Consider the following 26437-nt stretch of genomic DNA (forward strand, 5'->3'; position numbering starts at 1 on the left):
CGGATCGGCGGCGCGATCGCCGGCAAGGCGACGAACAGCCTGATCGTCAAACACCGCCGGCTGGTACCCCGTCGGCCCCCGGTCGACCGTCTACGCCGGCCTGCTGGCCAACGGCAAGTACGCCGACCCGTTCTACTCGACGAACATGAAGAACGTGCCGACCGCGGACTTCAAGGTCCCGTGGTGGTACCGCACCGACCTCACCGTCACCGACACCACCCAGCGCACCTACCTCGACTTCAGCGGCGTCCTCTCGAAGGCCGACGTCTGGGTCAACGGGACGCGGATCGCGGACAAGACACAGGTCACCGGCGCCTACACGCGCCACGACCTGGACATCACCGCGCAGGTGAAGGCCGGGACGAACAGCATCGCGTTCAAGGTCTACCCGAACGACCCGAACAAGGACCTGTCGATGGGCTGGATCGACTGGGCGCAGACCCCGCCGGACCAGAACATGGGCATCGTGCGCGACGTCCTCGTGCGGCGCAGCGGCCCGGTGGCGCTGCGCGGCGGTCACGTCGTCACGAAGCTGACCGGCCTCAGCCACGCCGACCTCACGGTCAAGGCCGACGTCCGCAACGACTCGGCGAGCGCGGTGAGCACGACGGTGTCCGGCACGGTCGCCGGCAAGGCGATCAGCCAGACGGTGAGCCTGGCGGCCAAGGAGAAGAAGACCGTCACGTTCCCGGTGACCGGGATCGACAACCCGCAGGTCTGGTGGCCGGCCGGGATGGGCGGGCAGCCGCTCTACGACCTCGACCTGACCGCGAGCGCCGGCGGCACGGCGTCCGACTCCGCACACGAGAGCTTCGGCGTGCGCCAGGTGACGGCGAACAAGAACTCCAGCGGCGGCCGGTCGTACACGATCAACGGGCGCCCGCTGCTGATCAAGGGCGGCGGCTACTCGCCGGACCTGTTCCTGCGCTGGAACGAGCAGTACGCGGCGGACAAGCTGGCCTACGTCAAGGACCTCGGACTCAACACCGTGCGCCTGGAGGGGCACATCGAGCCGGACGAGTTCTTCGACCTCGCCGACCGGATGGGCGTGCTCACGCTGCCCGGCTGGGAGTGCTGCGACAAGTGGGAGGGCCAGGTCAACGGCGACGAGAAGGGTGACCCGTGGACGGCCGCGGACTACCCGGTCGCGAAGGCGTCGATGACCGCGGAGGCCGAGCGCCTGCGCGACCACCCGAGCGTCATCTCGTTCCTGATCGGCAGCGACTTCGCGCCCGACGCGACGATCGAGAAGAACTACCTCGACGCGCTCACGGCCGCGGACTGGCCCACCCCGGTGGTCCCGGCCGCGTCGGCGAAGTCGTCGCCGCAGCTCGGCTCGTCCGGCATGAAGATGAACGGGCCGTACGACTACGTCCCGCCGAACTACTGGTACGACAAGGCGCACACCGACCTCGGCGGCGCGTGGAGCTTCAACTCCGAGACCAGCGCCGGGCCGGACATCCCGACGATGGACACGCTCAAGCGGATGATGTCCTCGAGCGAGCTGGACACGCTGTGGAAGAGCCCGTCGACCGCGCAGTACCACCGGTCGTCGTCCTCGACGTTCGCCAACCTGAAGCTCTTCGGCGACGCGCTGACCGGCCGCTACGGCAAGCCCGCGAGCCTCGACGACTTCGTCCGGAAGGCGCAGCTGGCGCAGTACGAGAACGTGCGCGCCGAGTTCGAGTCGCACTCGCGCAACTTCAGCGACAGCTCGAACCCGGCCACCGGGATCATCTACTGGATGCTCAACAGCGGCTGGACGTCGCTGCACTGGCAGCTGTTCGACGCCTACCTCGACCAGAACGGCTCGTACTTCGGGGCGAAGAAGGCGAACGAGCCGCTGCACATCCAGTACTCGTACGACACCAAGTCCGTCGTGGTGGTGAACCACAACCACGACGCGGCGTCGAACCTCACCGCGTCCGTCAAGCTGTACAACCTGGACGGCACGGAGAAGTTCAACCAGTCGAAGGCCGTGTCCGTGGGCGGTGACGGTGCGAAGACCACCGCGCTGACCATCGGTTCGGTGAGCGGGCTGTCGACGACGTACCTGGCGAAGCTGGTCCTGACGGACGGATCGGGTAAGGAGGTCAGCCGCAACGTCTACTGGCTGTCCACCAAGGCCGACACGCTGAACTGGGACGCCAGCGACTGGTACTACACGCCTCAGTCCGCCTACGCGGACCTGTCCGGGCTGAACGGCCTGGCCCAGGTCAGCCTGGGGTCGACCGCGACGTCGACCACCAACGGCGACGGCACCACGACCACCAAGGTGACGCTGACGAACGGGTCGGCGAACAAGGTGCCGGCGTTCTTCGTCGACGCGCACGTCCTCGGCGCGGCGGGCGCGCCGGTGCTGCCGGTGCGGTGGACCGACAACCAGGTCACCCTCTGGCCCGGCGAGTCGACGACGCTGACGGCGACGTACCGGACCGCGGACCTCAAGGGCGCCAAGGCGTCCGTGCGGATCGCGGGCTGGAACACCGGGACGAAGACGATCCCGGCCGACGGCACCACCGGCCCGGGTCCGGGTGACCCGGTGGACTACCAGGCGGAGAACGCCACGATCACCAACGGCGTCGCGGAGTCGAACCACGCCGGGTTCACCGGCACCGGGTTCGTCAACTACGACAACGCGACCGGCAGCGCGGTGGAGTTCTCGGTCAACGCGGCGGCCGCAGGCTCGGCGAACGTCGTCCTGCGGTTCGCCAACGGCACCACGGTGAACCGGCCGATGGACGTCACGGTCAACGGCACCAAGGTGGCGTCCGCGGTGGCGTTCGGCGGCACGGGCAACTGGGACACCTGGCAGACGGTCACGATCCCGGTGACGCTGACCGCCGGGACGAACAAGATCAAGGCGACCGCGACGACCGCCAACGGCGGCCCGAACCTCGACAAGATCACCGTCTAGCGCGGTTTCCTGAGGGGCACCTTCACGGCGGTGAAGGTGCCCCTCATGCCATCCAGAGCAGGCGCTGCTCGCGGTCCGGGTCCGAGACCGTCGCGGAGACGTCGTCGAAGAGGCGCGTGACGCGGTCTTCCCGCGTGTAGCGAGGCCAGCCCGGGTCGCCGGTCGCGATGAAGCGGACCCAGGCGCCGAACATCTCGTTCGCCATCGCCTGCATGCGCTCGGCCGGGAACGTCCGGCCGGCGAAGAGGAACCGCCAGTTGCGGTTGCGGATGTCGTCGAACGTCAGCGGCAGGTCCAGTCCGTGCGGCGCGCCGAGCCCCTTCCCCCGCGGCGCGATCCGCCAGTCCAGCCGGTACATCCACGCGTCCGGCTGCTTCTCGGCGAAGCGGATCGCCGGGATCCACCAGTCCCCCGCGGTCAGCGCGCGGTTGCGGATCTGGTCCGCGGGCCAATCCAGCAGCTCGGCATAAGCCGCGACGGCCTTCTCGACCTCGGCGGCGTCCAGCATCGTCGAGCCGACGCCCAGGAGCTTCGCGCCGCCCGACTGCAGCCAGCTGAACAGGTCCTCTTCGTCGGCCGTCGTCCCGATCAGCAGCGGGACCTCGCGGACGGCGTCCAGCGGGCGTTGCGGCAGCAGCTCGTCCCCGACGACCACGCGGTAGGTCACCTTCGTGCCGGAGACCGCCGAAACCCGTTGCTGCGCCTGAAGAATCTCTTTCACCGGCAGCGTCGCGAGGTCTTCCGGCGAGGCGGCCAGCTCGGCGAGAACCGCCGAAGCGATCGCCTCGCCTTCGGCCGGGGTGTGCACGACCGAGCCGACGCCGGTCCCGCTCTGGACGATCGCCTGCCGCACCAGACCGCGCGTCGCGGGCACGGCCAGCAGCGTCCCGACGGTGCGGCCGCCGTTGGACTGCCCGGCGAGCGTCACGCGGTCCGGATCGCCCCCGAACGCGCCGACGTTGTCCCGCACCCACTCCAGCGCCGCGACCTGGTCGCGCAGGGACAGGTTGGAGTCGGCGACGCCGGGCAGGTGCAGCATCCCGAGCACCCCGAGCCGGTAGGCGACGGTCACCACGACGACGCCTCGCCGCGCGTACGCGGACCCGTCGAACTGGTGGGGCGCGCCCATCACGCCGCCCCCGCCGTGGATCCAGACGAGCACCGGGTACGAGCCGGGCGACGCCGGCGCGTAGACGTTCAGGTAGAGGCAGTCCTCGTCCCCGGTGAAGCCGCGCCCGGTCAGCTCGGGCTGCGGCGCGCGTGGCGCCCACCCGGTGGCGTCCCGGACCCCCGGCCACGGCGGCACCGGCCGGGGCGCGCGGAACCGCAGCTCGCCCACCGGCGGCTCGGCGTAGGGCACGCCGAGGAACGTCCGCACCCCGTCCCCTTCGGACCCGCGCAGGGCGCCGGCCGTGATCTCCACCGTCGTCACGAACCCAGCCTAGGAGCTTGCGCTGGAGCGCGCTCCAGCGTGTTGACTGGGCCACACACACTGGGAGGGAACCATGAGCGCGTCCGAAAACAAGCAGCTGCTGAGAACCGCCTTCGACGCCTGGGGCACCGGCGACATCCGGCCGCTGATCGCCGCGATGGCCGACGACGTCACGTGGACGGTCGGCGGCCACACCAGCTGGTCCGGCAGCTTCCGCGGCAAGGACTCCGTCCGCCGCGACCTGCTGGCGAAGCTCGGCGAGCAGTTCGACGGCACCTACACCAGCACCGCGAGCCGGTTCGTCGCGGAGGACGACGTCGTCGTGGTCGAGACGCGGGGCAGCGTCGCCACGAAGGCCGGGGCGCGTTACGACAACCAGTACTGCTTCGTCGTCCGGCTCGAAGGCGGCCGGATCCGCGAGATCACCGAGTACCTGGACACCCAGCTGGTCGCCGAAGTGCTCCCCGACCTGGCCAGGTGACATCCGGGGCGGCCGACGGGTAATGATTACCCCGTGCACATAGCGGCAGAGATAGTGGCGCTGGTCGTGACCGTCCTCGTCGTCAGCGCGGTGGCGCGGCGGCTGGACTGGTCCGCTCCGCTGTGCCTGATCGCCGTCGGCGTCGTGGCGTCGTACGTCCCCGGCGTGCCCGAGTACCACCTCGACCCCGAGGTCGTGCTGCTCGGCCTGCTCCCGCCGCTGCTGTACTCGGCGGCCATCCAGACGTCGCTGGTCGACTTCCGGAAGAACCGCGGGGCGATCGGGCTGATGTCGGTCGGGCTCGTCGTGTTCACCACCTTCGGCGTCGGGCTGGTCGCCTGGGCGGTGATCCCCGGGCTCCCGCTGGCCGGCGGCATCGCGCTCGGCGCGATCGTGGCCCCGCCGGACGCGGTCGCGGCCAGCGTCGTCGCCCGCCGGGTCGGCATGCCCCGCAAGCTGATCCGGCTGCTGGAGGGCGAGAGCCTGTTCAACGACGCGGCCGCGCTGGTCGCCCTCCGCACGGCCATCGCGGCGCTGGCCGGGTCGGTCAGCCTGTGGCAGGTCGGCGCCGACTTCTTCCGCGCGGCCATCGGCGGCGCGGTCGTAGGGCTCGTCGTCGGGTTCGCGGCCGCGTTCGTCCGCGCCCGGCTGAACGAGCCGGTGCTCGACACCGCGCTGTCGTTCGCCGTGCCCTTCATCGCCTACATCCCGGCCGAGGCGATCCACGGCTCCGGCGTGCTCGCGGTGGTCATCGCCGGGCTCATCCTCGGGCACAAGGCACCGCAGATCCTCTCCGGCTCGACGCGCCTGGCGTCGCGGCTGAACTGGCAGACCATCGCGTTCCTGCTGGAGAACATGGTCTTCCTGCTGATCGGCCTGCAGCTGCGCCGGATCCTCTCCGAGGTCGGCGAAAGCGGGCTGTCGCTGGCGATGCTCGTCTGGATCTGCGTCGCCGTGCTGGGCGCGACGATCGTCACCCGGGTGCTGTGGATGGCCGGGATCGGCACCGTGAAACGGCTGGAGCGGCGCCTGCTGCCGGCGAAACCGCGGGCGAAGATCTGGCCGTGGCGCTACTCGGCCGTCATCGCCTGGGCGGGCATGCGCGGCGTGGTCACGCTCGCCGCGGCGTTCGTGCTCCCCGCGGACACCCCGCAGCGGGCGGTGCTGGTGCTCGCGGCGTTCGTCGTCGTGGCCGGCACCCTGGCCGTGCAGGGCATGACGCTGCCGCCGCTGATCCGGAAGCTGCGCCTGCCGCGGCCGGACCCGGCGGAGGACGCGCTGCAGGAGGCGGCCGTCCTGCACGACATGACCAGCGCGGCGCTGACCCGGCTCGAGGAGATCCGGCAGCCCGACGACCCGCCGGAGATCATCCAGCGCCTGCGCGACCGGCTCCAGCACCGCACCGACTCGGCGTGGGAACAGCTCGGCCGGCAGAGCGCACTGACCGAGACGCCGAGCGACGCCTACCGCCGCCTGCGGCTGGACCTGCTCGACGTCGAGCGCCGCCAGTTCCTGAAGGCCCGCGACAGCGGCAGCGCCGACGACGAAGTCCTGCGCAAGGTCCTGGAGCGGCTCGACATCGAAGAGTCCATGCTGGACCGGGACGAAGAGGAGCCCGAGGTCGAAGGCCGCGAGCTGCGCACCCCGGCCGCGACGGCCGGTTCGTGCAAGCACCTGGCCCACGAGTGGGTCGAAAAGGAGCCGAGCTCGCCGGACGCGTGCGCCGCCTGCATCGCCGAAGGCACGACGTGGGTGCACCTGCGGATGTGCCTCAAGTGCGGCAACGTCGCCTGCTGCGACTCTTCACCGCGCCGGCACGCCACGCAGCACTTCCACGAAAGCCGCCATCCGGTGATGCGCAGCTTCGAGCCCGGGGAGACGTGGCGATGGTGCTTCGTGGACAAGCAACTCGGATAATGTCGGGGCCATGAGCACGCCCGAGCAGGAGATCGAGTACCGCCAGCACCGCTTCAGCCCACCGCCGGGCGCGACCGAGATCTTCCTGGTCCGGCACGGCGAGTCCGCGCCGGCGCGCGGGGACAACCCCTTCACGCTGGTCGAAGGCCAGGCCGACCCGGAGCTCGCGCCGGACGGCCGCGACCACGCCCGGCGCGTCGGCGACCGGCTGGCCGGCGAGCGGATCGACGCGATCTACGTGACGACGTTGCGCCGCACGGCGGAGACCGCCGCGCCGCTGGCCGAGAAGCTCGGGCTGACCCCGGTCGTCGAACCGGACCTGCGCGAGATCCACCTGGGCGACTGGGAGAACGGCCTCTTCCGGAAGTACACGGCCGAAGGCCACCCGATCGTCGAGCGGCTGTGGACCGAGCAGCGCTGGGACGTCATCCCAGGCGCGGAGTCCGACGAGCGGTTCGGCGCCCGGCTGCGCGGCGCGCTGACGAGGATCGCCGCCGCCCACCCGGACCAGCGCGTCGCCGTGTTCACCCACGGCGGCGTGATCGGCGAGGTGTTCGCGCAGGCCAGCCGGTCGGTCGAGCGGTTCGCGTTCCTCGGCGCCGACAACGGGTCCGTTTCGCACCTGGTGCTGCACGGCGACAACTGGATCATCCGGCGCTTCAACGACACTTCGCACCTGGCTACGCCGCTCGGCTGAGCTTCCCGGTCGCGACGAACTGGACGGTCACCAGGATCGAGACGGCTTCCGCGGCGAGCAGCCCGATCAGCACCAGCACCTGCGTCAGGCCCGCCTGGATCGGCCCGGCGCCGCCCAGCAGCACGCCGACGTAGGCGCCCGGCAGCGTCACCAGGCCGACCGTGCGGGTCTGGTCCAGCGCCGGGATCAGCGCGTGCCCGGCGCTCGGACGGCAGATTTCGAGAGCGGCCGCGCGCGGCATGAACCCCAGGGCGAGCGCGGCTTCGTACTCTCCGTGACGGGCCTTCAGCTCGTCGAGCGCCCGGCGCGCGGCCTGGGACGTCGCGGTCATCGCGCCGCCGATGACGATGCCGGCGATCGGCACGACCGCGATCGGTTCGAGCGGGACGACCCCGGCGCCCAGCACCAGCGCGAGCACCGGCACGACGCCGGCCGCGATCGCGAGTGCCGTCCACGGGAGGTTCGCCCAGGTGCCGGCGCGGCGCGCCGACGTCACCGCGGCGATGGCGAACATCAGCAGGACGAACAGGCCGGTGAGCGGGGCCGACCGCAGGACGGCGGTGATCACCAGCGACACGAGGGCCAGCTGCGCGACCGCCCGGACGGCCGCGATGACCACGTCCCGTCCGCGGCCGAGGCCACCGGCCTGGACGACCGCGGTGGCGGCGACGGCGAGCAGGACCAGCACCGCCACGAGGGCGGGCCCGAAGGTGATCGCGGCGTTGTTCACGCCGACGATCCTGCTCTCAGACGGCGCAGCTGAACTGGCGGCCCGGCTCGGCGACGCTCTTCTCGGCGACGACGACCCCGTCGACGACGATCCGGCAGCGCAGCTCACCGGGCCCGGGGTTGCGGGCGGCGATGCTGTAGAACTCGGTGCGCCCGGCCGGACCGACTCGGGTGAATTCCACCGACCACGGCGTCGTCACCTCGGCGTGCTGGGTCAGCGCGGCACCCGCGGCGGCGTAGGTGACGTCCTGGGCGCCGTGCGCGCCGAGCAGCTCGTAGACGACGGAGTGGCTCGCGGTGGCGACCGCGGCCGGCACGACCGGCGCGGCCACCGGCGCGGGCTGGGCCGGTCCGCGCGCGGACCGGGGCACGACGAACGCCGTCACCGCGACGGCGGCGGCGAGCACGCCCAGGACGACCACGACGCTGCCGGCCGACCTGGCGCGGCCAGGGCAGTCACGGCGGGGCGGGATCGCGGTGGGAACACCCATGAAGAGGTCTTCTCTCGTCGCGCGCGCTTCCGTCGAGCGCGTCGCCTATATCTCGCCGTGACCTCACGGCGCGTTAGCCCCTGATACGCGAGATGTCCAACTTTCACCCAATCGGGGGCCCGCGGTTTTGTCGTACCCGGGGTGCATCATCGGGGTGTGTACGAGGAGACGGCACCACCCGGTCCGCTGGCGGGCGTGGCCCGCTGCGTGTGGCGGTTGGCTTCGGCGGCGCCGAAGCGGATCGTCCCCGACGGCTGCCTCGACCTGGTCGTCGGCGACGGCGAGGCGTTCGTCGCGGGCCCGGACACGGCGGCGTGGTCGTCGGTGACCCGGCCGGGCGCTGAGCTGCGCGGAGTCCGGTTCACGCCGGGCCGGGCCCCGGCGGTCCTGGGCGTGGCGGCCGACGAGCTGCGCGACCGCCGGGTGCCACTCGGCGAGTTGTGGGGGCACGCCGGAGAGCTGCTGACGGAGCGGCTGCTGTCGGGCGACGTTACGCCGGCGCAAGCGGTTGCGTCGAGGCTGGCGGAGGTGCCACCGGCGGATCAGGCGGTGGCGGCGTTGATCGCGAGGCTGGACGCGGGAGCGGCGCGGGTATCGGAGGCGGCGGCGATGATGACGGGGGCTGCCGGGACTCCCGCAGCGCCGGAAGCACCCGAAGCCGCGACGCTCGCCCGGGGTGCCGATCCGGACCGGATCGCCGCCGCGGTCGCCCGCGGAGGCTTGAGTCCGAAGCAAGTCGCCGCCCTACTCGCCCGAGGCACCGACCCAGCCCGAGTCGCCGCCGCACGTCTCGAAGAGCCCGTCGCGGTGAGCGAACGGCGGCTGCGGCGGCGTTTCGTCCAAGCCGTCGGGTACGGGCCCGCCACCTACCTCCGCGTCGCCCGCTTCCAGCGGGCCGTCGCCCTCGCTTCGCGCGCCCCCGGGCTGGCCGCGCTGGCCGTCGCAGCGGGGTACGCCGATCAGGCGCACCTCAGCCGGGACTGCCGGGCCCTGACCGGCCTGACTCCCCGCGGCTACTTCGGCACGGCCTCCACTGTGGACTCGACGCACAGTGATCGACTCCGTTCGGCGTAACCCCTGCGGGCAACCGGAAGTGGGGCCTCACCCGAGAAGGTAAGCGGACGGTAAACGACTACCAAGAGCGCTATTCTCCGTTCGACCAGTGATCAGGGAGGGCGTGTGGCCACCATCAGCGACGTCGCGGCCAGGGCCGGCGTCTCCACGGCGACCGTGTCGCGCGCGCTCAACGGCAAGTCCACTGTGGACCCGATGCTCGCCGCGCGCGTCCAGGAGGCCGCCGCCGAGCTCGGCTATCACCCGAACGGGCTGGCGCGGAACCTCCGCCGCCAGGAGACCGCCGTGCTCGCGCTGATCATCTCCGACGTCGAAAACCCGTTCTTCACGGCCATCGCGCGCGGCGTCGAGGACCTCGCGCAGCGGTCGGGCTACTCCGTCGTGCTCTGCAACTCCGACGAGAACGAAGACAAGGAGCGGCGCTACATCGAGGTCGCGCTGCAGGAACGGGTGGCCGGGGTCGTGCTGTCCCCCACCGGCCGGTCCACGAACGTCGAGGGCCTGCGACGCCAGGGCACGCCGCTGGTGGCGGTGGACCGCCCGCTGCCCGCCGACACGGGCGACCAGGTCCTGGTCGACACGCGCCACGCGGCCGCCGAAGCCACCCGGCACCTGCTGGCGGGCGGCTACCGCCGGGTCGGCTGCCTGACCGGGCCGGCCGGTGTCCGCACCGCCGACGACCGCCTGGCCGGGTATGCCGACGTCGTCGGCGAGGCGAACGTCGTGTCCCGGCGGGCGGAATACCGCGCCGAGGGCGCCCGGCTGGCGGCGCTGGAGCTGCTCGACGAGCCGTCTCCGCCGGACGCGCTGCTGGTCGCGAACAGCACGATGGCGATCGGCGTGCTGGAGGCGTTGTCGTCGCGCGGCCTGCGTGCGGGCCGCGACGTCGGGATCGTCTCGTTCGACGACGCCCCGTGGACGACGCTCATCGACCCGCCACTGACGGTGGTCGCCCAGCCGGCGTATGAGGTCGGCCGCGTGGCGGCGCAGCTCCTGCTGGCCCGGATCACCGACAGCAGCCGCGAAGCGACGACCACGACGCTCGAAGCCCGGCTGATCGAGCGGAAGAGCTCCCGTCGCTGACCCGTGTGACCACCGGTTCGCACGCGGCAAGGGCCGACTCGCGTACCTGGATGGACGACTCACGTACGCAGACAGCCGACTCGCGTACCCAGACGGACGACACGCGTACCTGGAAGGCCGACTCGCGCACCTGGATGGACAACTCGCGTACCCAGACGGACGACTCGCGTGCCTGGATGGACGACACGTGTGACTGGGGAGCCGACTCGCGTGATTGAAGGGTCGACTCGCGTGATGGGGAGGTCGACTCGCCTGTGCCGGGGGAGCGACGTGCCTGGGGGCCGGCTCGTGCCGGGCCCCCCAGGCACGCCCCACCCCCTGTGTCCCCCATGGCCGGCGCCAACCCGCCGGATCCTGTGAGCACGGAGCGGAAATCGTTTACTCACCCGGAACGTAAGTCCGGGGAAGCACTCTGTCAAGCCTGGACAACGTCCTCCGATGCGGGCAAACTGGCCGGAAGTTGTTTACTCAACGTGTTGACTGATGTGCGGTAAGTGTCGATCTCTGGTGAATTCACCCACAGTCAGGGCAAGAAACCGCACGAACCCGCACACGCGCGCTGTTTCGGGTTAACCTCAGTCTCATGTCTGTAGCGCTGGAGAACATCCTCGCCAAGGCGGGCTTGAAAATCGACGCGAACGAGTTCCTCACGCTCGTCGAAGACGCGGCGCGCAGGCTGTCCCCGCCGAACCCCGATCCATCGCACTACTTCTCCGCCGATCAGCGCGCCGCGCTCACCGACGTCGGTCTCGACCTGTCGCCGCACCGCGAAGGCGAGCCGGACTTCCGGGCGCGAACCGTCGCCGCGCACGCCGTGCTCGCCGAGGGCGCGCTCAGCGTCAACGAGGCGGCGCGGGCCCTCGGCGTCGACGACAGCCGGATCCGCCACCGCCTCAAGGAAGGCAGGCTGACCGGCTGGAAGGACGGCGGGTGGCGGCTGCCGGCGTGGCAGTTCGCCGGCTCGGGCGTGCTGCCCGGCCTCGAAGTCGTGCTCAAGGCCCTCCCCGAAGACCAGCCGGCGCTCGTCGTCGCCGCGTTCATGAGTACCCCCCAGCCGGACCTCGTCATCAACGAGCATCCCGCGACCCCGCGCCAATGGCTCCTCTCCGGGGGTGACCCGGACCACGTCGCCCGCCTCATCGCCACGCTCGGCTCGCCGTTCTAGGCTGGAGCACCCCGAGCAAGATCACCGACAAGGACGGACCACCCCCGACCCATGGCCCGGCTCCCGCTGCCGCCCGCCCGATCCGTCCTGGTCCGGCAGCTGAATCGCGCCAATGACGTGGTGACGGTCCAGCCCACGACCAGGCTCGTCCGGATCTTCACCGCGCACGGCAACCACCCCCAGCAGTGGAACTCGTTCCGCTACACCGGCCCGCTCCCGCACGGCCGGTTCGACCAGCAGTCGCCCGGGCGCGGCGGCGCCCCGGTCACCGACCCCGCGAACGGGGTCCTCTACTTCGGCCTCACGGTGCGCACCTCGGTCGCCGAGGTCTTCCAGACGAGCTCCGCGGTCGACCGCCGCACGCGCGGTCCCCGGCTCGTCGTCGTCCGCCCGACGCGCACGCTGCGCCTGCTCGACCTGACCAGCCTGTGGCCGACGCGGGTGGGCGCGTCGCAGGAGATCTCCAGCGGCCCGAAGAAGCTGACGCAGGCGTGGGCCCGCGCGATCCGCGGCGCGTTCAGCGACCTGGACGGCCTCTGGTACCGCTCCTCGATGGACTCCGGCGACCCGGCGATCTGCCTGTGGGACCCGCCGGCGGGCGCGGCGCTGCCGATCGCGCCGGACGTGCTGCTGCCACTGGACCACCCGGGCCTGGACGTCCCGCTGGGCCGGGTCTGCGAAGAGCTGAACTACACGCTGCTGAACTGAGCTTCGAGCAGCGGGACGATCGCGGTCAGGTCACCGGAGTCGACGACGTGGGTCGCGACGGCGCGGGCCGGCGGCGAGGCGTTGAAGCCGATGCTCATCCCGACGGCGGCGAACAGCGGCAGCTCCGACCGGCCGTCCCCGACGGCGACGCACCGCTCGGGCGCGATGCCCTGGGTTAGCGCGAAGTCCCGACGCGATCAGCCCCGTCTGCTCCGCCGGGTCGGCGTCCAGGATCACGCGGGTCTCCGCCTCCGCCGTCCGGAAGAACGCCCACCACGGACGTTCGCAGGCGCCGACGACCGGTACAAGAGGCCTAAAGGTGCCGCCCCCACCACTCGAGGATCGCCTCGAAGCGCTGGACGCGGTGCCGCGGACGCCCCGACCGGGACAGTTCGTGGCCTTCCCCGGGGAACAGCAGGAACTCCGCCGGCGCGCCCGCGCGGCGCAACGCCACGAACATCCGCTGCCCCTGCTCCAGCGGGCACCGCCAGTCCTGCTCCGAATGCGCCACCATGAACGGGATCTTGATCTGCGCGGCGTATGACAGCGGCGAACGGGCGCGCTGCTCCGCCGGATCGGCGCCGATGTACGCGTCGACGAACGTGTAGCCGATGTCGGAGCTGCCGACCATCGAGTCCCACGCGTTGACCGCGCGCTCGCTCCACGCCGCCTTGAAGCGCTCGCCGTGGTGGGCCGCCAGCCAGCTCGTCATGAACCCGCCGTACGAGCCGCCCATGATGCCGACGCGGGAGGCGTCCAGCTCCGGGCGTTCGAGGGCCTTGTCCAGCAGCGCCAGGACGTCGTCGACGTCGACCGTGCCGAAGGCGTGCGTGATCGCGTGGCCGTGGGTCTGCCCGTAGCCCGCCGACCCGCGCGGGTTGCCGAGCACCACCGCGTACCCCGCGGCCGCGTACACCTGGGCCTCGTCGAACACCGCCCAGTCCTGCTGGGTGAACGGGCCGCCGTGCACCACGCGCAGGACCGGGTGCGGGCCGTCGCCTTCGGGCAGCACCAGCCAGCCGTGCACCGGGTAGCCGTCCGGCGCGGTGGTCTCCAGCTCGATCATCGGCCGGATGCCCTTGTCGCGCACCGGCTTCGCGTAGTCCGTCAGCACCTGCGGGGTGCCGTCCCGCAGCAGCACGACCTCGCCCGCGGTGTCCGGCGTCGCGATCACTGCCGCCAGCACCGAGCCGTCCAGGGTGAACGACCGGAGCGCGGTGCGGTCCGCGTAGACCACCGGCAGGTCGGCCAGCGGGGCGTCCGCGGCGTCGACGGCGACCGCGCGCAGCTCCACCGCGCCGCGGTGGCGGACGGCCACGAGCACGTCGCCCTCGCGCGGCGCCGGCGGGCCCGCCGAGGTCTCGCAGTCGACGGTCTCGATGTCGGTGAGCCGACGCGCCTTGACCGGGCCGGCGCCGAACTCGGGTACCGCCGTGTACAGGCCGGTCATCGCGGCTTCGTGGTGCTCGCCGAAGTCCTGCCCGAAGTAGAACAGCGTGCCATCGGCGCCGAAAACCGGGCGCTCCGAGTACCCCTCGCCCCGCACGAGAACCTCAGGCTCCCCACCGTCGGCGGAGATCGCGCAGACGTCGCGGAAGTCGCTCTCGGCCGCACCCCAGTCCGGCGGCGCGGTGAAGACGACGCGGGTGCCGTCCGGCGTCCACGCCGGGTAAGTCACGTCGAAGCCGTCGCCGGTCAGCGGCTCGGGCTCCGCCAGGTCCTCGGCCAGCGCGTCGACCACGAACAGCCGCTGCACGCGGTCGCGCAGGAACCCGAGGTCGTCGATCCGGTAGTCCATGCGCGTGATCCGGCGCGGGGCCTCGGCGGCCGGTTCCGGGGTTTCGCCGTCGGCGTCCGCCGTCCCGTAGCGGCCGACTTCGGGCACGCGCGCGGTGAAGGCGATCCGCCGGGAGTCCGGCGCCCAGACGGGTTCGCCTGCCCCGAGGTGCAGCGACGTCAGCCGGCGCGCGTCACCCCCGTCGGCCGGCATGACGTGCAGCTGCGGGCTGCCGTCGGCGCCCTTGCCCTCTCCCGAGCGGAGGAACGCCACCCAGCGCCCGTCCGGGGAGATCGACGGCGCCGAGTCGCGCGGACCGTGCGTCCACGCGGACTCGCCGCCGTCGAGCGAGACGCGGCGCAGCGCGCTGTGCGCGGCGTTCGTCTCGAGGTCGGGCTTCTTCAGCGCGGTGAGCAGCAGGTTCCCGCGCAGCGCGGGACGGCCGGGGACGACGAGGGTTTCGATGTCGGCAGGACGCACGTCCCCGACGGTACCGGAAATCCTTAGCGCTGCGAACGACCTTCGTCGGGTCTTACGCGGCGACCTGCTTGCGCTCGTCGCGCCGGGCCTTCGCCAGGCTCGCCACCGTGGTCACGGTGAGCACGACGATGATGACGCCGAGGGAGATCCAGTTGTTGATGTCCAGCCAGTCCGGCACGACGTGGTACTCGTGCAGCGCGTGCAGGAACAGCTTCGCGCCGATGAACGCGAGGATCACCGCGAGGCCGTAGGTCAGGTAGACCAGCTTCGTCACCAGGCCGCCGAGCAGGAAGTACAGCTGCCGCAGGCCCATCAGCGCGAACGCGTTGGCGGTGAAGACGAGGAACGCCTCCTGCGTGATGCCGAAGATCGCCGGGATCGAGTCGACCGCGAAGAGCAGGTCCGCCGAGCCGATGGCCACGATGACCAGCAGCATCGGCGTGATCATCCGCTTGCCGTTCAGCTTCACCGTGTAGTGGTGGCCGTGGTAGTCGTCGGTCACCGGGGCGAACTTGCGGACCTGCCGGGTGACGGCGTTCTCGTGGTACTCCTCGTCCTCTCCCTTGCCGCGCAGCATGCTGACCGCGGTCCAGACCAGGATCGCGCCGAAGAGGAAGAACACCCACACGAACTGCGCGATGAGCGCGGCGCCGACGGCGATGAAGACGCTGCGGAAGGCCAGCGCGAGCAGGATGCCGACCAGCAGCACGCGGTGCTGGTGGATGGCGGGCACCTTGAACGACGCCATGATGATCATGAAGATGAACAGGTTGTCGACGCTCAGGGAGTACTCGGTGATGTACCCGGTGAAGAACTCGACGCCCGGGTCGTGCCCGGCGAAGAACCACACACCCGCACCGAAGAGCACCGCGCAGGAGACGTAGAAGATCACCCAGCGAGCGGCTTCCCCCGTGGTGACTTCGTGCGGCTTGCGATCGACGATGACCAGGTCCAGCGCGATGAGCGCGAGCAGGCCACCGATCGTGGCGATCCACAGCCACAGGGGGACAGTCATGAAACCGAAACCTCCGGATAGTGCGCATGAGCAACTAACCGGAGGTCTCTCCCGCCGGTGAAAACACCGGCCGACGGTGCCGGGGGCGCAAGGCCACCGTGCTGACGACACCGCCGCGAAGGAATACTCCCCTCACAGCGCGTCCAGTTTGCCGGTTCTCCCGTCCTCAGCGCCAGTTGGAATCGCGCACGTCACCAGGTTGGTCCTGTAATTTCGGTCACCTCGGTCCACCAGGCGGTCTCGCGCGTGTGATCGAAGTGAGCCGGTGAGGACACTCTCAGGAAAGTTCACATACGGTCACCTCGTGCCCCGACTCCCGCTCCCGCGCACCCGCGGAGCCCGCCTCACCGCGCTCGCCGCCGTCGTCGTGGTCCTGGCCGCCGGTGCGGTCTTCTGGATCACGCGCCCCGCGGCGCCCGCGCCGGTGCCCACCCAGGACGCGCTGATCGACATGCCCGCCGCCCCCGGTTCGGCGGAGCAGGTCAAGATCGACACGACCACCTACCTGCCCGCCACCGTGCCCGCACCCGCGGTGCTGCTCGCGCACGGGTTCGGCGGGGACAAGAACAGCGTCGCCGACGACGCGCGCGAACTCGCCAGGAAGGGCTTCGTCGTCATGACGTGGTCCGCGCGCGGGTTCGGCAAGAGCACCGGCAAGATCGGGCTCAACGACCCGGACGGCGAGGTCGCCGACGCGAGCCGCCTGATCGACCGGCTCGTCGCGCAGCACCAGGTGACCACCGACGCCGGGGGTGACCCGAAGGTCGCCGTCACCGGCGCTTCCTACGGCGGTGCGCTCTCGCTGCTGCTGGCCGGCACGGACAAGCGCGTCGACGCGATCGCCCCGGTGATCACCTACAACGACCTCGCGCAGGGCCTGGTCCCGAACGCGGCCACGCCCGGCCTCCAGGCTTCGGGCACCCCGGCCGCCGGCGCCTTCGCGACGGACGGCGTGTTCAAGAAGAGCTGGGCCGGGATCTTCTTCTCGGCCGGCTCCGGCGCCGCCTCCAGCGGCTCGCCGTCGGCCGAAGCGCCGGAAGCCGGCCAGCCGACGGACGCCGGGTCCACCGGCGCGGCCGGGGGTGCCGCGGCAGCCGTCCCCGCCGTGCCCCCAGGGGCGGGCGGCGGCCGGCAGAGCGGCCCCGCCGACCCGTGCGGCCGGTTCACCGCCGCCGTCTGCCGCGCCTACACCGAGCTGGGCACCACCGGGCAGGCGAGCCAGGCGAGCGTCGACCTGCTGCGCCGCGTCTCCCCCGTGTCGGTGACCGGCAAGATCACCGTCCCGACCCTGCTGGTCCAGGGCGAGAGCGACACCCTGTTCGGCCTCGACCAGTCCGACGCCAGCGCGCGGCAGATCACCGCGGCGGGCGGCAAGGTGCGGACGATCTGGTACACCGGCGGCCACGACGGCGGCAAGCCGGGACCGCAGCTGCGCGGCAAGATCGGCGACTTCCTCTGGACCGCGGTGAACGGCGGCGACCCGGGCACCGGGTTCAGCTACGACGTCCAGGGCACGTTGCGCGCCAACGGGACGCCCTCGGTCCGCACCGTCAACGCCGACACCTACCCCGGCCTGACCGGCCCGGCCACCGAGCGGCGGATGCTGGCGATGGCCGGTCCCGCGCAGGCGATCGTGCGCCCGGCCGGGGCGAACCCCTCCGCGGTGAGCGGGATCCCCGGCCTCAACGGCGTCGCGAGCAGCACGTCGCGCCTCGGCGCGCTGTTCAGCAACGACCCGCCGGGCCAGGCGGCGCAGTTCACGACCACGCCGGTCGACGGGCAGATCGTCGTCAGCGGCTCCTCCACCGTGCGGCTGCAGGTCGCCGCCGACCCGGCGCACCCGCAGCCGGACGCGGTGCTGTTCGCGAAGCTCTACGACGTCGGCCAGGACGGCTCCCGGGTACTGCCGGCCAACGCGATCGCCCCGTTCCGGGTGAGCGGGCTGCCGGCCGACGGCACGCCGGTCGACGTCACCGTGACGCTGCCCGGCATCGTCCGGCCGATCGAGGGCGGGCACTCGCTGCGCCTGGTCGTCGGCACGACCGACCAGGCGTTCGCGACCCCGGCCGCGCCCGCGGTGTTCCGGGTCGCGCTCGCCGGCGGCACCGCGCTGGCCGTGCCGGTCGTGCCCGGGACGTCCGTCGGCTCGCCGGCTCCGGTCGGGCAGCTCGTGGGCATCGGCGTGACGCTGGCGATCGCCGGGGCCGCGGTGCTCTTCGCGGCCCTGCGCCGCCGCCGGGCCACCGACATCGACCCCGAGCTCGCCACCACCCCGCTGGTCATCGAGGGGCTGCGCAAGGAGTACCCGGGCGGGTTCGTCGCGGTGAACGACCTGTCCTTCCGCGTCGAGCCGGGCCAGGTGCTCGGCCTGCTCGGGCCGAACGGCGCGGGCAAGACGACCACGCTGCGTATGCTGATGGGCCTGATCACGCCGACGAAGGGCCAGATCCGGGTCTTCGGGCACAAGATCACCGGCGGCGCTCCGGTGCTCTCGCGCATCGGATCGTTCGTGGAGGGGTCCGGCTTCCTGCCGCACCTGTCCGGCCGGGCGAACCTCGAGCTGTACTGGGCGGCCACCGGGCGACCGGCGGAGAAGGCGCACTTCGGCGAGGCGCTGGAGATCGCCGGGCTCGGCGCCGCGGTGGACCGCCGGGTCCGCACCTACAGCCAGGGCATGCGGCAGCGGCTGGCGATCGCGCAGGCGATGCTCGGCCTGCCGGAGCTCATGGTGCTCGACGAGCCGACCAACGGGCTCGACCCGCCCCAGATCCACCAGATGCGCGAGGTGCTGCAGCGCTACGCCGCGACCGGCCGCACCGTGGTGGTCTCCAGCCACCTGCTGGCCGAGGTCGAGCAGACCTGCACGCACGTCGTGGTCATGCACCGCGGCGCGCTGGTCGCCTCGGGCGAGGTCGGCGAGCTGGCCGCGGCCGGCGGCGAGGCGACGTTCCGGGTCGACGACCCGGAGGCGGCGGCCGCCGCGCTGAAGGCGGCCGGCGGGGTCACCTCGGTCGACGTCGACGGCGACCTCGTGCACGCCGACCTCGACGGGCTGCCGCGCGCCGAGGCGGTCGCGGCACTGGTCCGCGCCGGCGTCGCCGTGGAGCAGGCCGGGCCGAGGCGCCGGCTGGAAGACGCGTTCCTGCAACTGGTCGGAGAGGAATCATGAGCGAGGGTGTGCACACCGACCCGCACGCGCTGGACGAGCTGAGCGACGTCGCGTCGCACGAGCACGCCGGGTTCGGGCCGGACGGTGCCGTCGAGGGCTACTCCGCCCGGCGGACGCTGGGGCTCGGCGTCGAGCTGCGGCGCCAGCTCAAGCGGCGGCGCACGCAGTTCCTGCTCGGGTTCGTCGCGATCCTGCCGTTCATCCTGGTGCTCGCGTTCGAGGCCGGGCAGTCGAACCCGAACCGCCGCAGCGGCGGGTTCGTCGACCTGGCCACAGCGTCCGCGCCGAACTTCGTCGTGCTGGCGCTGTTCGTGTCGGGGACGTTCCTGCTTCCGATGATCGTCGCGCTGTTCTTCGGCGACACGATCGCGAGCGAGGCGTCGTGGTCGAGCCTGAAGTACCTGCTGGCGATCCCGGTGCCGCGGCAGCGGGTGCTGCGGCAGAAGGCGATCGTGTCCGGGCTGCTGTCGGCGGCGGCGCTGATCCTGCTGCCCCTGGTGTCGCTCGGCGTCGGGGTGCTCTGGTACGGCGCGGGCGACGCGATCAGCCCGACCGGCGACGCGGTTTCGTTCGGCGACAGCCTCCTGGCGATCGCACTGTCCACTGTGTACATCATCCTGCAGCTGGCCTGGGTGGCCGGGCTGGCGCTCGCGCTGAGCGTGTCGACCGACGCCCCGCTCGGCGCGGTCGGCGGCGCGGTGCTGGTGGCGATCCTGTCGCAGATCCTGGACCAGATCACGGCGCTGGAGGGCCTGCGCAACTACCTGCCGACCCACTACGCGTTCTCCTGGATGGACCTGATCTCGACCGACGTCGACTGGACGAACCTGGCGAGCGGCATGCTGTCGGCGGTCATCTACGGGACGGTGTTCTTCCTATACGCCGGGCGCAGGTTCGCACGCAAGGACATCACGAGCTGAAGCCGGTACGGTCTGACCGTGCCGATCACCCTGGAGAGCCACCACGACCTCGCCGTGCTGCGGATCGACCACGGCGGCGGGAACACGCTCGACACCTCGTCGTGCCGCGAGCTCGTGCTCCGGCTGGAGGAGGCCTCGCAAGCCCGCGCCGTGGTGCTCACCGGGACCGGCCGCATCTTCTCCGCGGGCGTGGACCTCAAGCGGATCCACGACGGCGGCGCGGCGTACGTGTCGGAGTTCCTGCCGCTGCTGTCGGACGCGCTGCTGGCCGTGTTCGGCTGCCCGCGTCCGGTGGTCGCCGCGCTGAACGGGCCCGCCATCGCCGGCGGTGCCGTGCTCGCCGCGGCCTGCGACCACCGCGTGCTCGGGAGCGGCACCGTCGGCGTGACCGAGCTGCTGGTCGGGGTGCCGTTCCCGCTGGCCGCGCTGGAGATCCTGCGGTGCGCCTACGGCACGGCACCGCTGCCCGCCCTCACCTACTCGGGTTCGACGTACGGCGGAGAGGACGCCCTCGCCCGCGGGCTGGTCGACGAGCTGGCGCCCGCAGCCGAGGTGCTCGACCGGGCGCTCGCCGTCGCGGCCCGCCTCGGCGAGCTGCCCGCCGAGGCGTTCGCGCACACGAAGGCCCAGATCCGCCAGCCCTTCCACGAGCGGATCGCCGAGCACCGCCACACCGACGACCCCGAGGTGGAGCGGCTGTGGCGCTCGCCCGCGGCGCTCGCCGCCGTGAAGTCCTATGTGGACAAGGTGCTGCGCTAGGCGGCGCGGACGCCGGTTTCGGCGAGGGCCTTGATGCCTTCGACCGTCCGCTGCATGTTGCCCTGCAGCTCGCCCAGCCGCATCGCGACGATTTCTTCCTCGTGCTCGGGCATCGAGCCGATGATCGTCGTCAGGTTGGACGGGCCGGGGCCGATCTGGGCCCACTGGCGCAGGATCGTGCCGTCGCCGTCGGGGACGAGCTCGAAGCGCCACGACGCGGCCGGGTTCGCCACGTCCATCACGGCCCACGCGAAGAGCCGCTCGGGCTCGTAGCCGGTCACCGTCGAGACCGTCTCCCACTCCCCGGCGACCGGGTGGGAGTTGCGGCCGCGGAACCGAGCGCCCAGGCCGGGCTCGGTGCCCTCGACCCAGCCGCCTCCCTGGAACTCGGTGGAGAACCGGGCCGGCAGGTCGATGTCGAGCAGCCAGTACCAGACCTCGGCCGGTCGCGCGGCGATGCGGACTTCGACCTGCGTCGTAGGGCAGTCGGAAACCTTCATGGCGGACCCCTCGCTCGATGCCGGTGCCTACGGTTTCGGACCGTAACGTGGCGCTGATCACCCGGACAACTCGCACGGTGCCCGCGGTTGCGCACGGTTGAGGACGCGCGCGCCACCCGACGAAAGTCGGAACCTGACCGATTCTGCGCCCGGACAGCCGATTGCCGACCGCGGCCGGTTCTGTGAGGGTCCCACGGTGGGATCCGAAGCCGGGGAGGGTGCGTCCATGCGCAGACTGTTCACCGCTGTGGCGGCCGTGGTGATGGCGGTGGGCCTGGCGCCCGCCGCGAGTGCGGACACCGGCATCGAAACCGCGTTGGCCCGGATCCCCGGCCTGACGGTCGTCAAGGAGGACCCGGCGCCGGCCGGGTACCGGTTCTTCGAGCTGACCTTCACCCAGCCCGCCGACCACCGCCACCCCGGCGCGGGCGCGTTCCAGCAGCGGTTCACCCTGCTGCACCGCGACTTCGCGGCGCCGACCGTCGCCTTCACCAGCGGCTACAACGTCAGCACCGCCCCGAACCGCTCGGAGCCGACGCAGATCGTCGACGGCAACCAGCTTTCGATGGAGTACCGGTACTTCACGCCGTCGCGGCCGCAGCCGGAGAACTGGGCTCAGCAGCTGACGATCTGGCAGGCCGCGGCGGACGAGCACCGCGCGGTGCAGGCGTTCAAGGCGATCTACCCGGGCAAGTGGCTGGCCACCGGCGGCAGCAAGGGCGGCATGACCGCGACGTACTTCCGGCGTTTCTTCCCCGACGACGTCGACGCGACGATCCCGTACGTCGCGCCCAACGACGTCATCGACCCGCTCGACGTCTACAACCGGTTCCTCTCCCGCGTCGGCAACGACCCGGGCTGCCGGGACGCGTTGAAGGCGATCCAGCGCGACGCGCTGAAGCGGCGTGCCGAATTGGGCGTGATCGCCGCGGCCGACGCGGCTCGCCGCGGGTTGACGTTCTCGATCGTCGGCTCGGCCGACAAGTCCCTCGAGATCTCGGTGATCGACTCGTACTTCGCGTTCTGGCAGTACCAGAAGCAGGCGGACTGCGCGACGGTCCCGAAGGCCGGCGCGCCCGCGGCCGACGTCTACGCCTGGTACGAAAAGGTGGAGAGCCTCAACACCTACTCCGACCAGGACCTGGCGCCCTACATCCCGTACTACTACCAGGCGGCGGTCCAGCTGGGCTCCCCCGAGGCGTACGACGGCTACCTGCGCGACCTGCTCCGCTACCCCGGCGCCGACCAGCCGAAGACGTTCGTGCCGTCGTCGATCAAGCTCCCGCGGTTCGACTACCTGGCGATGCCGGACGTCGACTTCTGGGTGAAGTCCCGTGGCACCCGGCTGCTGTTCGTGTACGGCTCGAACGACCCGTGGGGCGCCGAGCCGTTCGAGCTGGGCTTCGGCAGCCGCGACTCGTACCGCTACTACGTCCCGGGCGGCAACCACGGCTCGAAGATCGCGCAGCTGCCCGCGGCCGACGCCGCCGCGGCGACGGCGACGGTCCGCCGCTGGGCCGGCTTGCCCGCCTCGGCTGCGTTGACGGCGAGGAGCGCCCCGGCCGGGTTCCCGGACTTCGACACCGACGTCACCCTTTCGGCGCGGCCGCCGCTGTGACTTGTGTTTCCCCGGGCCGGGCGTAGTCTCACGTCGACTTGACGGCCCCGGCCCGAGGAGACGCCCATGCCTCGTCCCGTCCACTTCGAGATCCACGCGGGCGACCCCGAACGCGCGGTCGCCTTCTACACGGCGGTGTTCGGCTGGAAGTTCGAGCGCTGGGGCGACGTCCCGTACTGGGTGATCACGACCGGCGAGGGTGACGGCATCGACGGCGGGCTCGTGCCACGGGTCGGCCCGGCGCCCGCGGAATCAGCGCCGGTGCACGGTTTCGTGAACACGATCGACGTCGCCGACCTCGACGCGTCCCTCGCCGCGGTGAGCGACGCGGGCGGATCGCTGGCGCTGCCGAAGAACCCGGTGCCGGGCGTCGGGTGGCTGGCGTACGTCAAGGACACCGAAGGCAACATCTTCGGCATGCTGCAGCCGGACTCCGAAGCGCCGGCGCCGTCTTAAGGACGTTTCGCCTTCGGCAGCCGCCGGACGACGTCGTCGTAGGAGGCGTCGATGAGCTCTTCGAGTTCGGCACCGGGAACAGCGGCGCCGAGCGCGACGCGGTTCCAGCCGTAGCGGCCGAGGTAGTCCATGACGGTGACGGAGTCGGGGTACCGTTCCCGGACCTCGGCGGCTTCGTCCCGGGTGGCACCGCATTTGAGGGCGACACTGCCGGGCTCGTCCTGCCCGATGAAGGCGAAGCCCTTGCCCCCGACCTTGGCGACGAGCACGTGGTCACCGAAGGGGTAGGTCTCCTCGGCCCCGGGTTTGCCAAGGCAGTAGGCGACGACGGCTTCGATGTTCACGGTTGAGGCCTCCTCAGTGCACAACGGACCAAGCACGAGCCGCCGACGACGGCCGGCGGAGGAACACTCGCGCCGCTGGGCGGCAGCGCTCGTCGGTGCGGCTGACCCAGCGGCGGGTAGCCGACCTCCGGGCAAGGCCACCGGTCAACGCCGCCGCTCGGCGGCGGCATCGTCGCGGCGGCACCATCGCGGCTGCCCCAGCGACGCCATCCGACGGCGGGTAGCCGACCTCGGGACAAGGCCACCGGTCAGCGCCGCCGCCCGGCGACGACATCGTCGCGGCTGCCCCAGCGACGCCATCCGACGGCGGGTAGCCAGCCTCGGAACAAGGCCACCGGGTCGGCGCCGCACCACCTCGCCAGCAGACCACTGCCCCGCTCGGCCCACAGCCCCACCGGCCCGCCAACCTCCCCCGGCCCAACCGGCCCGGCCCGCGCCCCACCTGCCCCTGCCCCTGCCCCTGCCCCTGCCCCTGCCCCGGCCCCGGCCCCGGCCCCGGCCCCGGCCCCGAGCGTCGCCTACTTGATGCCGGCCGCGTCCATGCCCCTCAGCTCCTTCTTCAAATCCTGGATCTCGTCGCGAAGCCGAGCGGCCAGCTCGAACTGCAGATCGCGGGCCGCCTGCATCATCTGGTCCGTCATCTGCTGGATCAGGTCCGCCAGCTGGGCGCGCGGCATGGCCGACACGTCCTTGTCCACCAGCATCCCCGAGCTGCGCACCCGGTCGCCCTGCTCCGGCTTCTTGCCGCGCGACGAGTTGCGGCCCGAGCCGCCCACCGAGACCTGCTCGGTGTCCTCCGCCTCGCTGTACACCCGGTCGAGGATGTCCGCGATCTTCTTCCGCAGCGGCTGCGGGTCGACCCCGCGCTCCACGTTGTAAGCGACCTGCTTCTCCCGGCGGCGGTCGGTCTCCTCGATCGCGTGCCGCATGGAGTCGGTGATCTTGTCCGCGTACATGTGGACCTCGCCCGAGACGTTTCGCGCCGCGCGGCCGATCGTCTGGATCAGGGACGTCCCGCTCCGGAGGAAGCCTTCCTTGTCCGCGTCGAGGATCGCCACCAGCGACACCTCCGGCAGGTCGAGACCCTCGCGCAGCAGGTTGATGCCGACCAGCACGTCGAAGTCGCCCGCCCGCAGCTGCCGCAGCAGCTCCACCCGGCGCAGCGTGTCGACCTCCGAGTGCAGGTAGCGCACCCGGATGCCCAGCTCCAGCAGGTAGTCCGTGAGGTCCTCGGACATCTTCTTGGTCAGCGTGGTGACCAGGACGCGCTCGTCCTTTTCCGCGCGCTCGCGGATCTCGTGCACCAGGTCGTCGATCTGGCCCTCGGTCGGCTTCACGACCACCTTCGGGTCGACCAGGCCGGTCGGCCGGATGACCTGCTCGACGAACTCGCCGCCCGCCTGGCCCATCTCGTACGGCCCCGGCGTCGCCGAGAGGTACACCGTCTGCCCGATCCGGTCGGAGAACTCCTCCCAGGTCAGCGGCCGGTTGTCGACCGCGCTCGGCAGCCGGAAGCCGTACTCCACCAGGTTCCGCTTCCGGGACATGTCACCCTCGTACATGCCGCCGATCTGCGGGACCGTCTGGTGCGACTCGTCGATGACCAGCAGGAAGTCGTCAGGGAAGTAGTCGATCAGCGTCGCCGGCGCCGTGCCCGCCCCGCGGCCGTCGATGTGGCGCGAGTAGTTCTCGATGCCGGAGCAGAACCCGACCTGCCGCATCATCTCGATGTCGTAGGCCGTGCGCATCCGCAGCCGCTGCGCCTCCAGCAGCTTGCCGGACTTCTCCAGCTCCGCCAGGCGATCCTCGAGCTCCTTCTCGATGCCCTGGATCGCCTTTTCCATCCGCTCCGGGCCCGCGACGTAGTGCGTCGCCGGGAAGATCCGGACCTCGTCGACCTCCTTGACGATGTCCCCGGTCAGCGGGTGCAGGTAGTACAGCTTCTCGACCTCGTCGCCGAAGAACTCGACGCGGATCGCCAGCTCCTCGTACGCCGGGATGATCTCGACCGTGTCCCCGCGCGCCCGGAACGTGCCGCGCGCGAACGCGATGTCGTTGCGCGTGTACTGCACGTCCACCAGCGCCCGCAGGAACACGTCCCGGTCGAGCTGCATGCCGACCTTCAGCATGGACGACCGGTCGAGGTAGGACTGCGGGGTGCCCAGGCCGTAGATGCACGAGACGCTGGCGACCACGATGACGTCCCGCCGCGAGAGCAGGTTCATCGTCGCCGAGTGCCGCAGCCGCTCGACGTCGTCGTTGATCGACGAGTCCTTCTCGATGTAGGTGTCCGTCTGCGCGATGTACGCCTCGGGCTGGTAGTAGTCGTAGTAGCTGACGAAGTATTCGACCGCGTTGTGCGGGAACAGCTCGCGCAGCTCGTTGGCCAGCTGCGCGGCCAGGGTCTTGTTCGGCGCCATCACCAGCGTCGGGCGCTGGACGCGCTCGATCAGCCAGGCCGTGGTCGCCGACTTGCCGGTGCCGGTGGCGCCCAGCAGCACGATGTCCTTCTCGCCCGCGCGGACGCGGCGTTCGAGCTCGTCGATGGCCGCCGGCTGGTCACCGGCGGGCTGGTAGTCACTGACCACCTCGAAGCGGCCGCCGGTCCGGGGGATCTCCGAGACGGGCCGGAAGTCGGACTGGGCGAGCACGGGGTGTTCGGTTGCGAAAGCCACGTCGACCAGAGTACGACTCACCACCGACAA

21 protein-coding genes are annotated in these 26437 nt (G+C 71.6%); 13 read left to right on the top strand and 8 right to left on the bottom strand.

Annotated elements, in window-relative coordinates; all coding sequences use genetic code 11:
- Positions 1-145: 145 nt before the first annotated feature.
- Entirely contained in the window at positions 146-2917 is a 2772-nt protein-coding gene (locus ABZ342_RS00005; RefSeq protein ID WP_360467903.1) for a CBM35 domain-containing protein, read from the top strand.
- Positions 2918-2960: 43 nt separating this feature from the next.
- On the opposite strand, the gene ABZ342_RS00010 is transcribed toward ABZ342_RS00005, so the two are convergent.
- Complete coding sequence (locus tag ABZ342_RS00010; RefSeq protein WP_360467904.1) at positions 2961-4349, bottom strand: carboxylesterase family protein; 1389 nt, start codon at positions 4347-4349, stop codon at positions 2961-2963.
- A gap of 73 nt (positions 4350-4422) precedes the next feature.
- Here ABZ342_RS00010 and ABZ342_RS00015 point away from each other — a divergent pair, with 73 nt between their 5' ends.
- Genes ABZ342_RS00015 through ABZ342_RS00025 form a run of 3 tightly spaced genes read left to right on the top strand, consistent with a single transcriptional unit; the run spans position 4423 to position 7444 of the window.
- A complete protein-coding gene (locus ABZ342_RS00015) occupies positions 4423-4830 on the top strand; it encodes a nuclear transport factor 2 family protein (RefSeq protein WP_360467905.1) in 408 nt (135 codons plus the stop codon).
- Positions 4831-4863: 33 nt separating this feature from the next.
- The gene (locus ABZ342_RS00020; protein WP_360467906.1) at positions 4864-6747 is read left to right on the top strand and encodes a Na+/H+ antiporter; all 1884 of its coding nucleotides are present in this window, start codon (positions 4864-4866) and stop codon (positions 6745-6747) included.
- Between the two features lie 10 nt (positions 6748-6757).
- Positions 6758-7444, top strand: a complete 687-nt coding sequence (locus ABZ342_RS00025) for a histidine phosphatase family protein (RefSeq protein ID WP_360467907.1) — start codon at positions 6758-6760, stop codon at positions 7442-7444.
- Here the strand turns inward: ABZ342_RS00025 and ABZ342_RS00030 are convergent.
- A complete protein-coding gene (locus tag ABZ342_RS00030) occupies positions 7428-8174 on the bottom strand; it encodes an ABC transporter permease (protein ID WP_360467908.1) in 747 nt (248 codons plus the stop codon). The two genes, ABZ342_RS00025 and ABZ342_RS00030, sit on opposite strands and share 17 nt — an antisense overlap.
- 16 nt (positions 8175-8190) lie before the next feature.
- Positions 8191-8664 carry an MmpS family transport accessory protein gene (locus ABZ342_RS00035; RefSeq protein WP_360467909.1) on the bottom strand — a complete coding sequence of 158 codons (474 nt, stop codon included), beginning with the start codon at positions 8662-8664 and terminating at the stop codon, positions 8191-8193.
- A 156-nt stretch (positions 8665-8820) separates the two neighbouring features.
- Here ABZ342_RS00035 and ABZ342_RS00040 point away from each other — a divergent pair, with 156 nt between their 5' ends.
- The 4 genes from ABZ342_RS00040 (at position 8821) to ABZ342_RS00055 (ending at position 12694) form a co-directional block, all read left to right on the top strand.
- A complete protein-coding gene (locus ABZ342_RS00040; RefSeq protein ID WP_360467910.1) occupies positions 8821-9738 on the top strand; it encodes a helix-turn-helix domain-containing protein in 918 nt (305 codons plus the stop codon).
- Between the two features lie 105 nt (positions 9739-9843).
- On the top strand, positions 9844-10821 hold the full coding sequence (locus tag ABZ342_RS00045; protein WP_360467911.1) for a LacI family DNA-binding transcriptional regulator: 978 nt from the start codon (positions 9844-9846) through the stop codon (positions 10819-10821).
- Positions 10822-11404: 583 nt separating this feature from the next.
- Positions 11405-11986, top strand: a complete 582-nt coding sequence (locus ABZ342_RS00050; protein WP_155546164.1) for a DNA-binding protein — start codon at positions 11405-11407, stop codon at positions 11984-11986.
- Positions 11987-12037: 51 nt separating this feature from the next.
- Positions 12038-12694 carry an RES family NAD+ phosphorylase gene (locus ABZ342_RS00055; RefSeq protein ID WP_155546163.1) on the top strand — a complete coding sequence of 219 codons (657 nt, stop codon included), beginning with the start codon at positions 12038-12040 and terminating at the stop codon, positions 12692-12694.
- Between the two features lie 313 nt (positions 12695-13007).
- Here the strand turns inward: ABZ342_RS00055 and ABZ342_RS00060 are convergent, their stop codons facing one another.
- Together ABZ342_RS00060 and ABZ342_RS00065 are read right to left on the bottom strand one after the other, a co-directional pair.
- The gene (locus ABZ342_RS00060) at positions 13008-14951 is read right to left on the bottom strand and encodes a S9 family peptidase (protein ID WP_360467912.1); all 1944 of its coding nucleotides are present in this window, start codon (positions 14949-14951) and stop codon (positions 13008-13010) included.
- Between the two features lie 52 nt (positions 14952-15003).
- Positions 15004-15966 (bottom strand): TerC family protein, encoded by a 963-nt coding sequence (locus ABZ342_RS00065; RefSeq protein WP_155546160.1) that lies wholly within the window; start codon positions 15964-15966, stop codon positions 15004-15006.
- 304 nt (positions 15967-16270) lie between these two features.
- Between ABZ342_RS00065 and ABZ342_RS00070 the strand changes: the two genes are divergently transcribed.
- From ABZ342_RS00070 to ABZ342_RS00080, 3 genes are read left to right on the top strand one after another with little or no spacing between them, the layout of a single operon-like run.
- Positions 16271-19135, top strand: a complete 2865-nt coding sequence (locus tag ABZ342_RS00070; protein WP_360467913.1) for an alpha/beta fold hydrolase — start codon at positions 16271-16273, stop codon at positions 19133-19135.
- Positions 19132-20055 carry an ABC transporter permease subunit gene (locus ABZ342_RS00075; RefSeq protein ID WP_360467914.1) on the top strand — a complete coding sequence of 308 codons (924 nt, stop codon included), beginning with the start codon at positions 19132-19134 and terminating at the stop codon, positions 20053-20055. Before ABZ342_RS00070 ends, ABZ342_RS00075 begins: the two co-directional genes overlap by 4 nt.
- An 18-nt stretch (positions 20056-20073) precedes the next feature.
- Complete coding sequence (locus ABZ342_RS00080; protein WP_360467915.1) at positions 20074-20814, top strand: enoyl-CoA hydratase/isomerase family protein; 741 nt, start codon at positions 20074-20076, stop codon at positions 20812-20814.
- Here the strand turns inward: ABZ342_RS00080 and ABZ342_RS00085 are convergent.
- A complete protein-coding gene (locus ABZ342_RS00085; protein WP_360467916.1) occupies positions 20811-21314 on the bottom strand; it encodes an SRPBCC family protein in 504 nt (167 codons plus the stop codon). The genes ABZ342_RS00080 and ABZ342_RS00085 overlap by 4 nt on opposite strands.
- 226 nt (positions 21315-21540) lie before the next feature.
- Between ABZ342_RS00085 and ABZ342_RS00090 the strand changes: the two genes are divergently transcribed.
- Positions 21541-22932, top strand: a complete 1392-nt coding sequence (locus tag ABZ342_RS00090) for a S28 family serine protease (RefSeq protein ID WP_360467917.1) — start codon at positions 21541-21543, stop codon at positions 22930-22932.
- A 66-nt stretch (positions 22933-22998) separates the two neighbouring features.
- Positions 22999-23388 (top strand): VOC family protein, encoded by a 390-nt coding sequence (locus ABZ342_RS00095; protein ID WP_155546153.1) that lies wholly within the window; start codon positions 22999-23001, stop codon positions 23386-23388.
- Here ABZ342_RS00095 and ABZ342_RS00100 read toward each other — a convergent pair.
- Positions 23385-23732, bottom strand: coding sequence for an MmcQ/YjbR family DNA-binding protein (locus tag ABZ342_RS00100; protein WP_360467918.1), 348 nt, complete (start codon positions 23730-23732; stop codon positions 23385-23387). The genes ABZ342_RS00095 and ABZ342_RS00100 overlap by 4 nt on opposite strands.
- A 518-nt stretch (positions 23733-24250) precedes the next feature.
- On the bottom strand, positions 24251-26407 hold the full coding sequence (gene uvrB / locus ABZ342_RS00105) for an excinuclease ABC subunit UvrB (RefSeq protein ID WP_277875426.1): 2157 nt from the start codon (positions 26405-26407) through the stop codon (positions 24251-24253).
- Positions 26408-26437 lie beyond the last annotated feature (30 nt).

The sequence above is a fragment of the Amycolatopsis sp. NPDC005961 genome, from assembly GCF_040629235.1.
Classification (GTDB): Bacteria; Actinomycetota; Actinomycetes; order Mycobacteriales; family Pseudonocardiaceae; genus Amycolatopsis; species Amycolatopsis camponoti.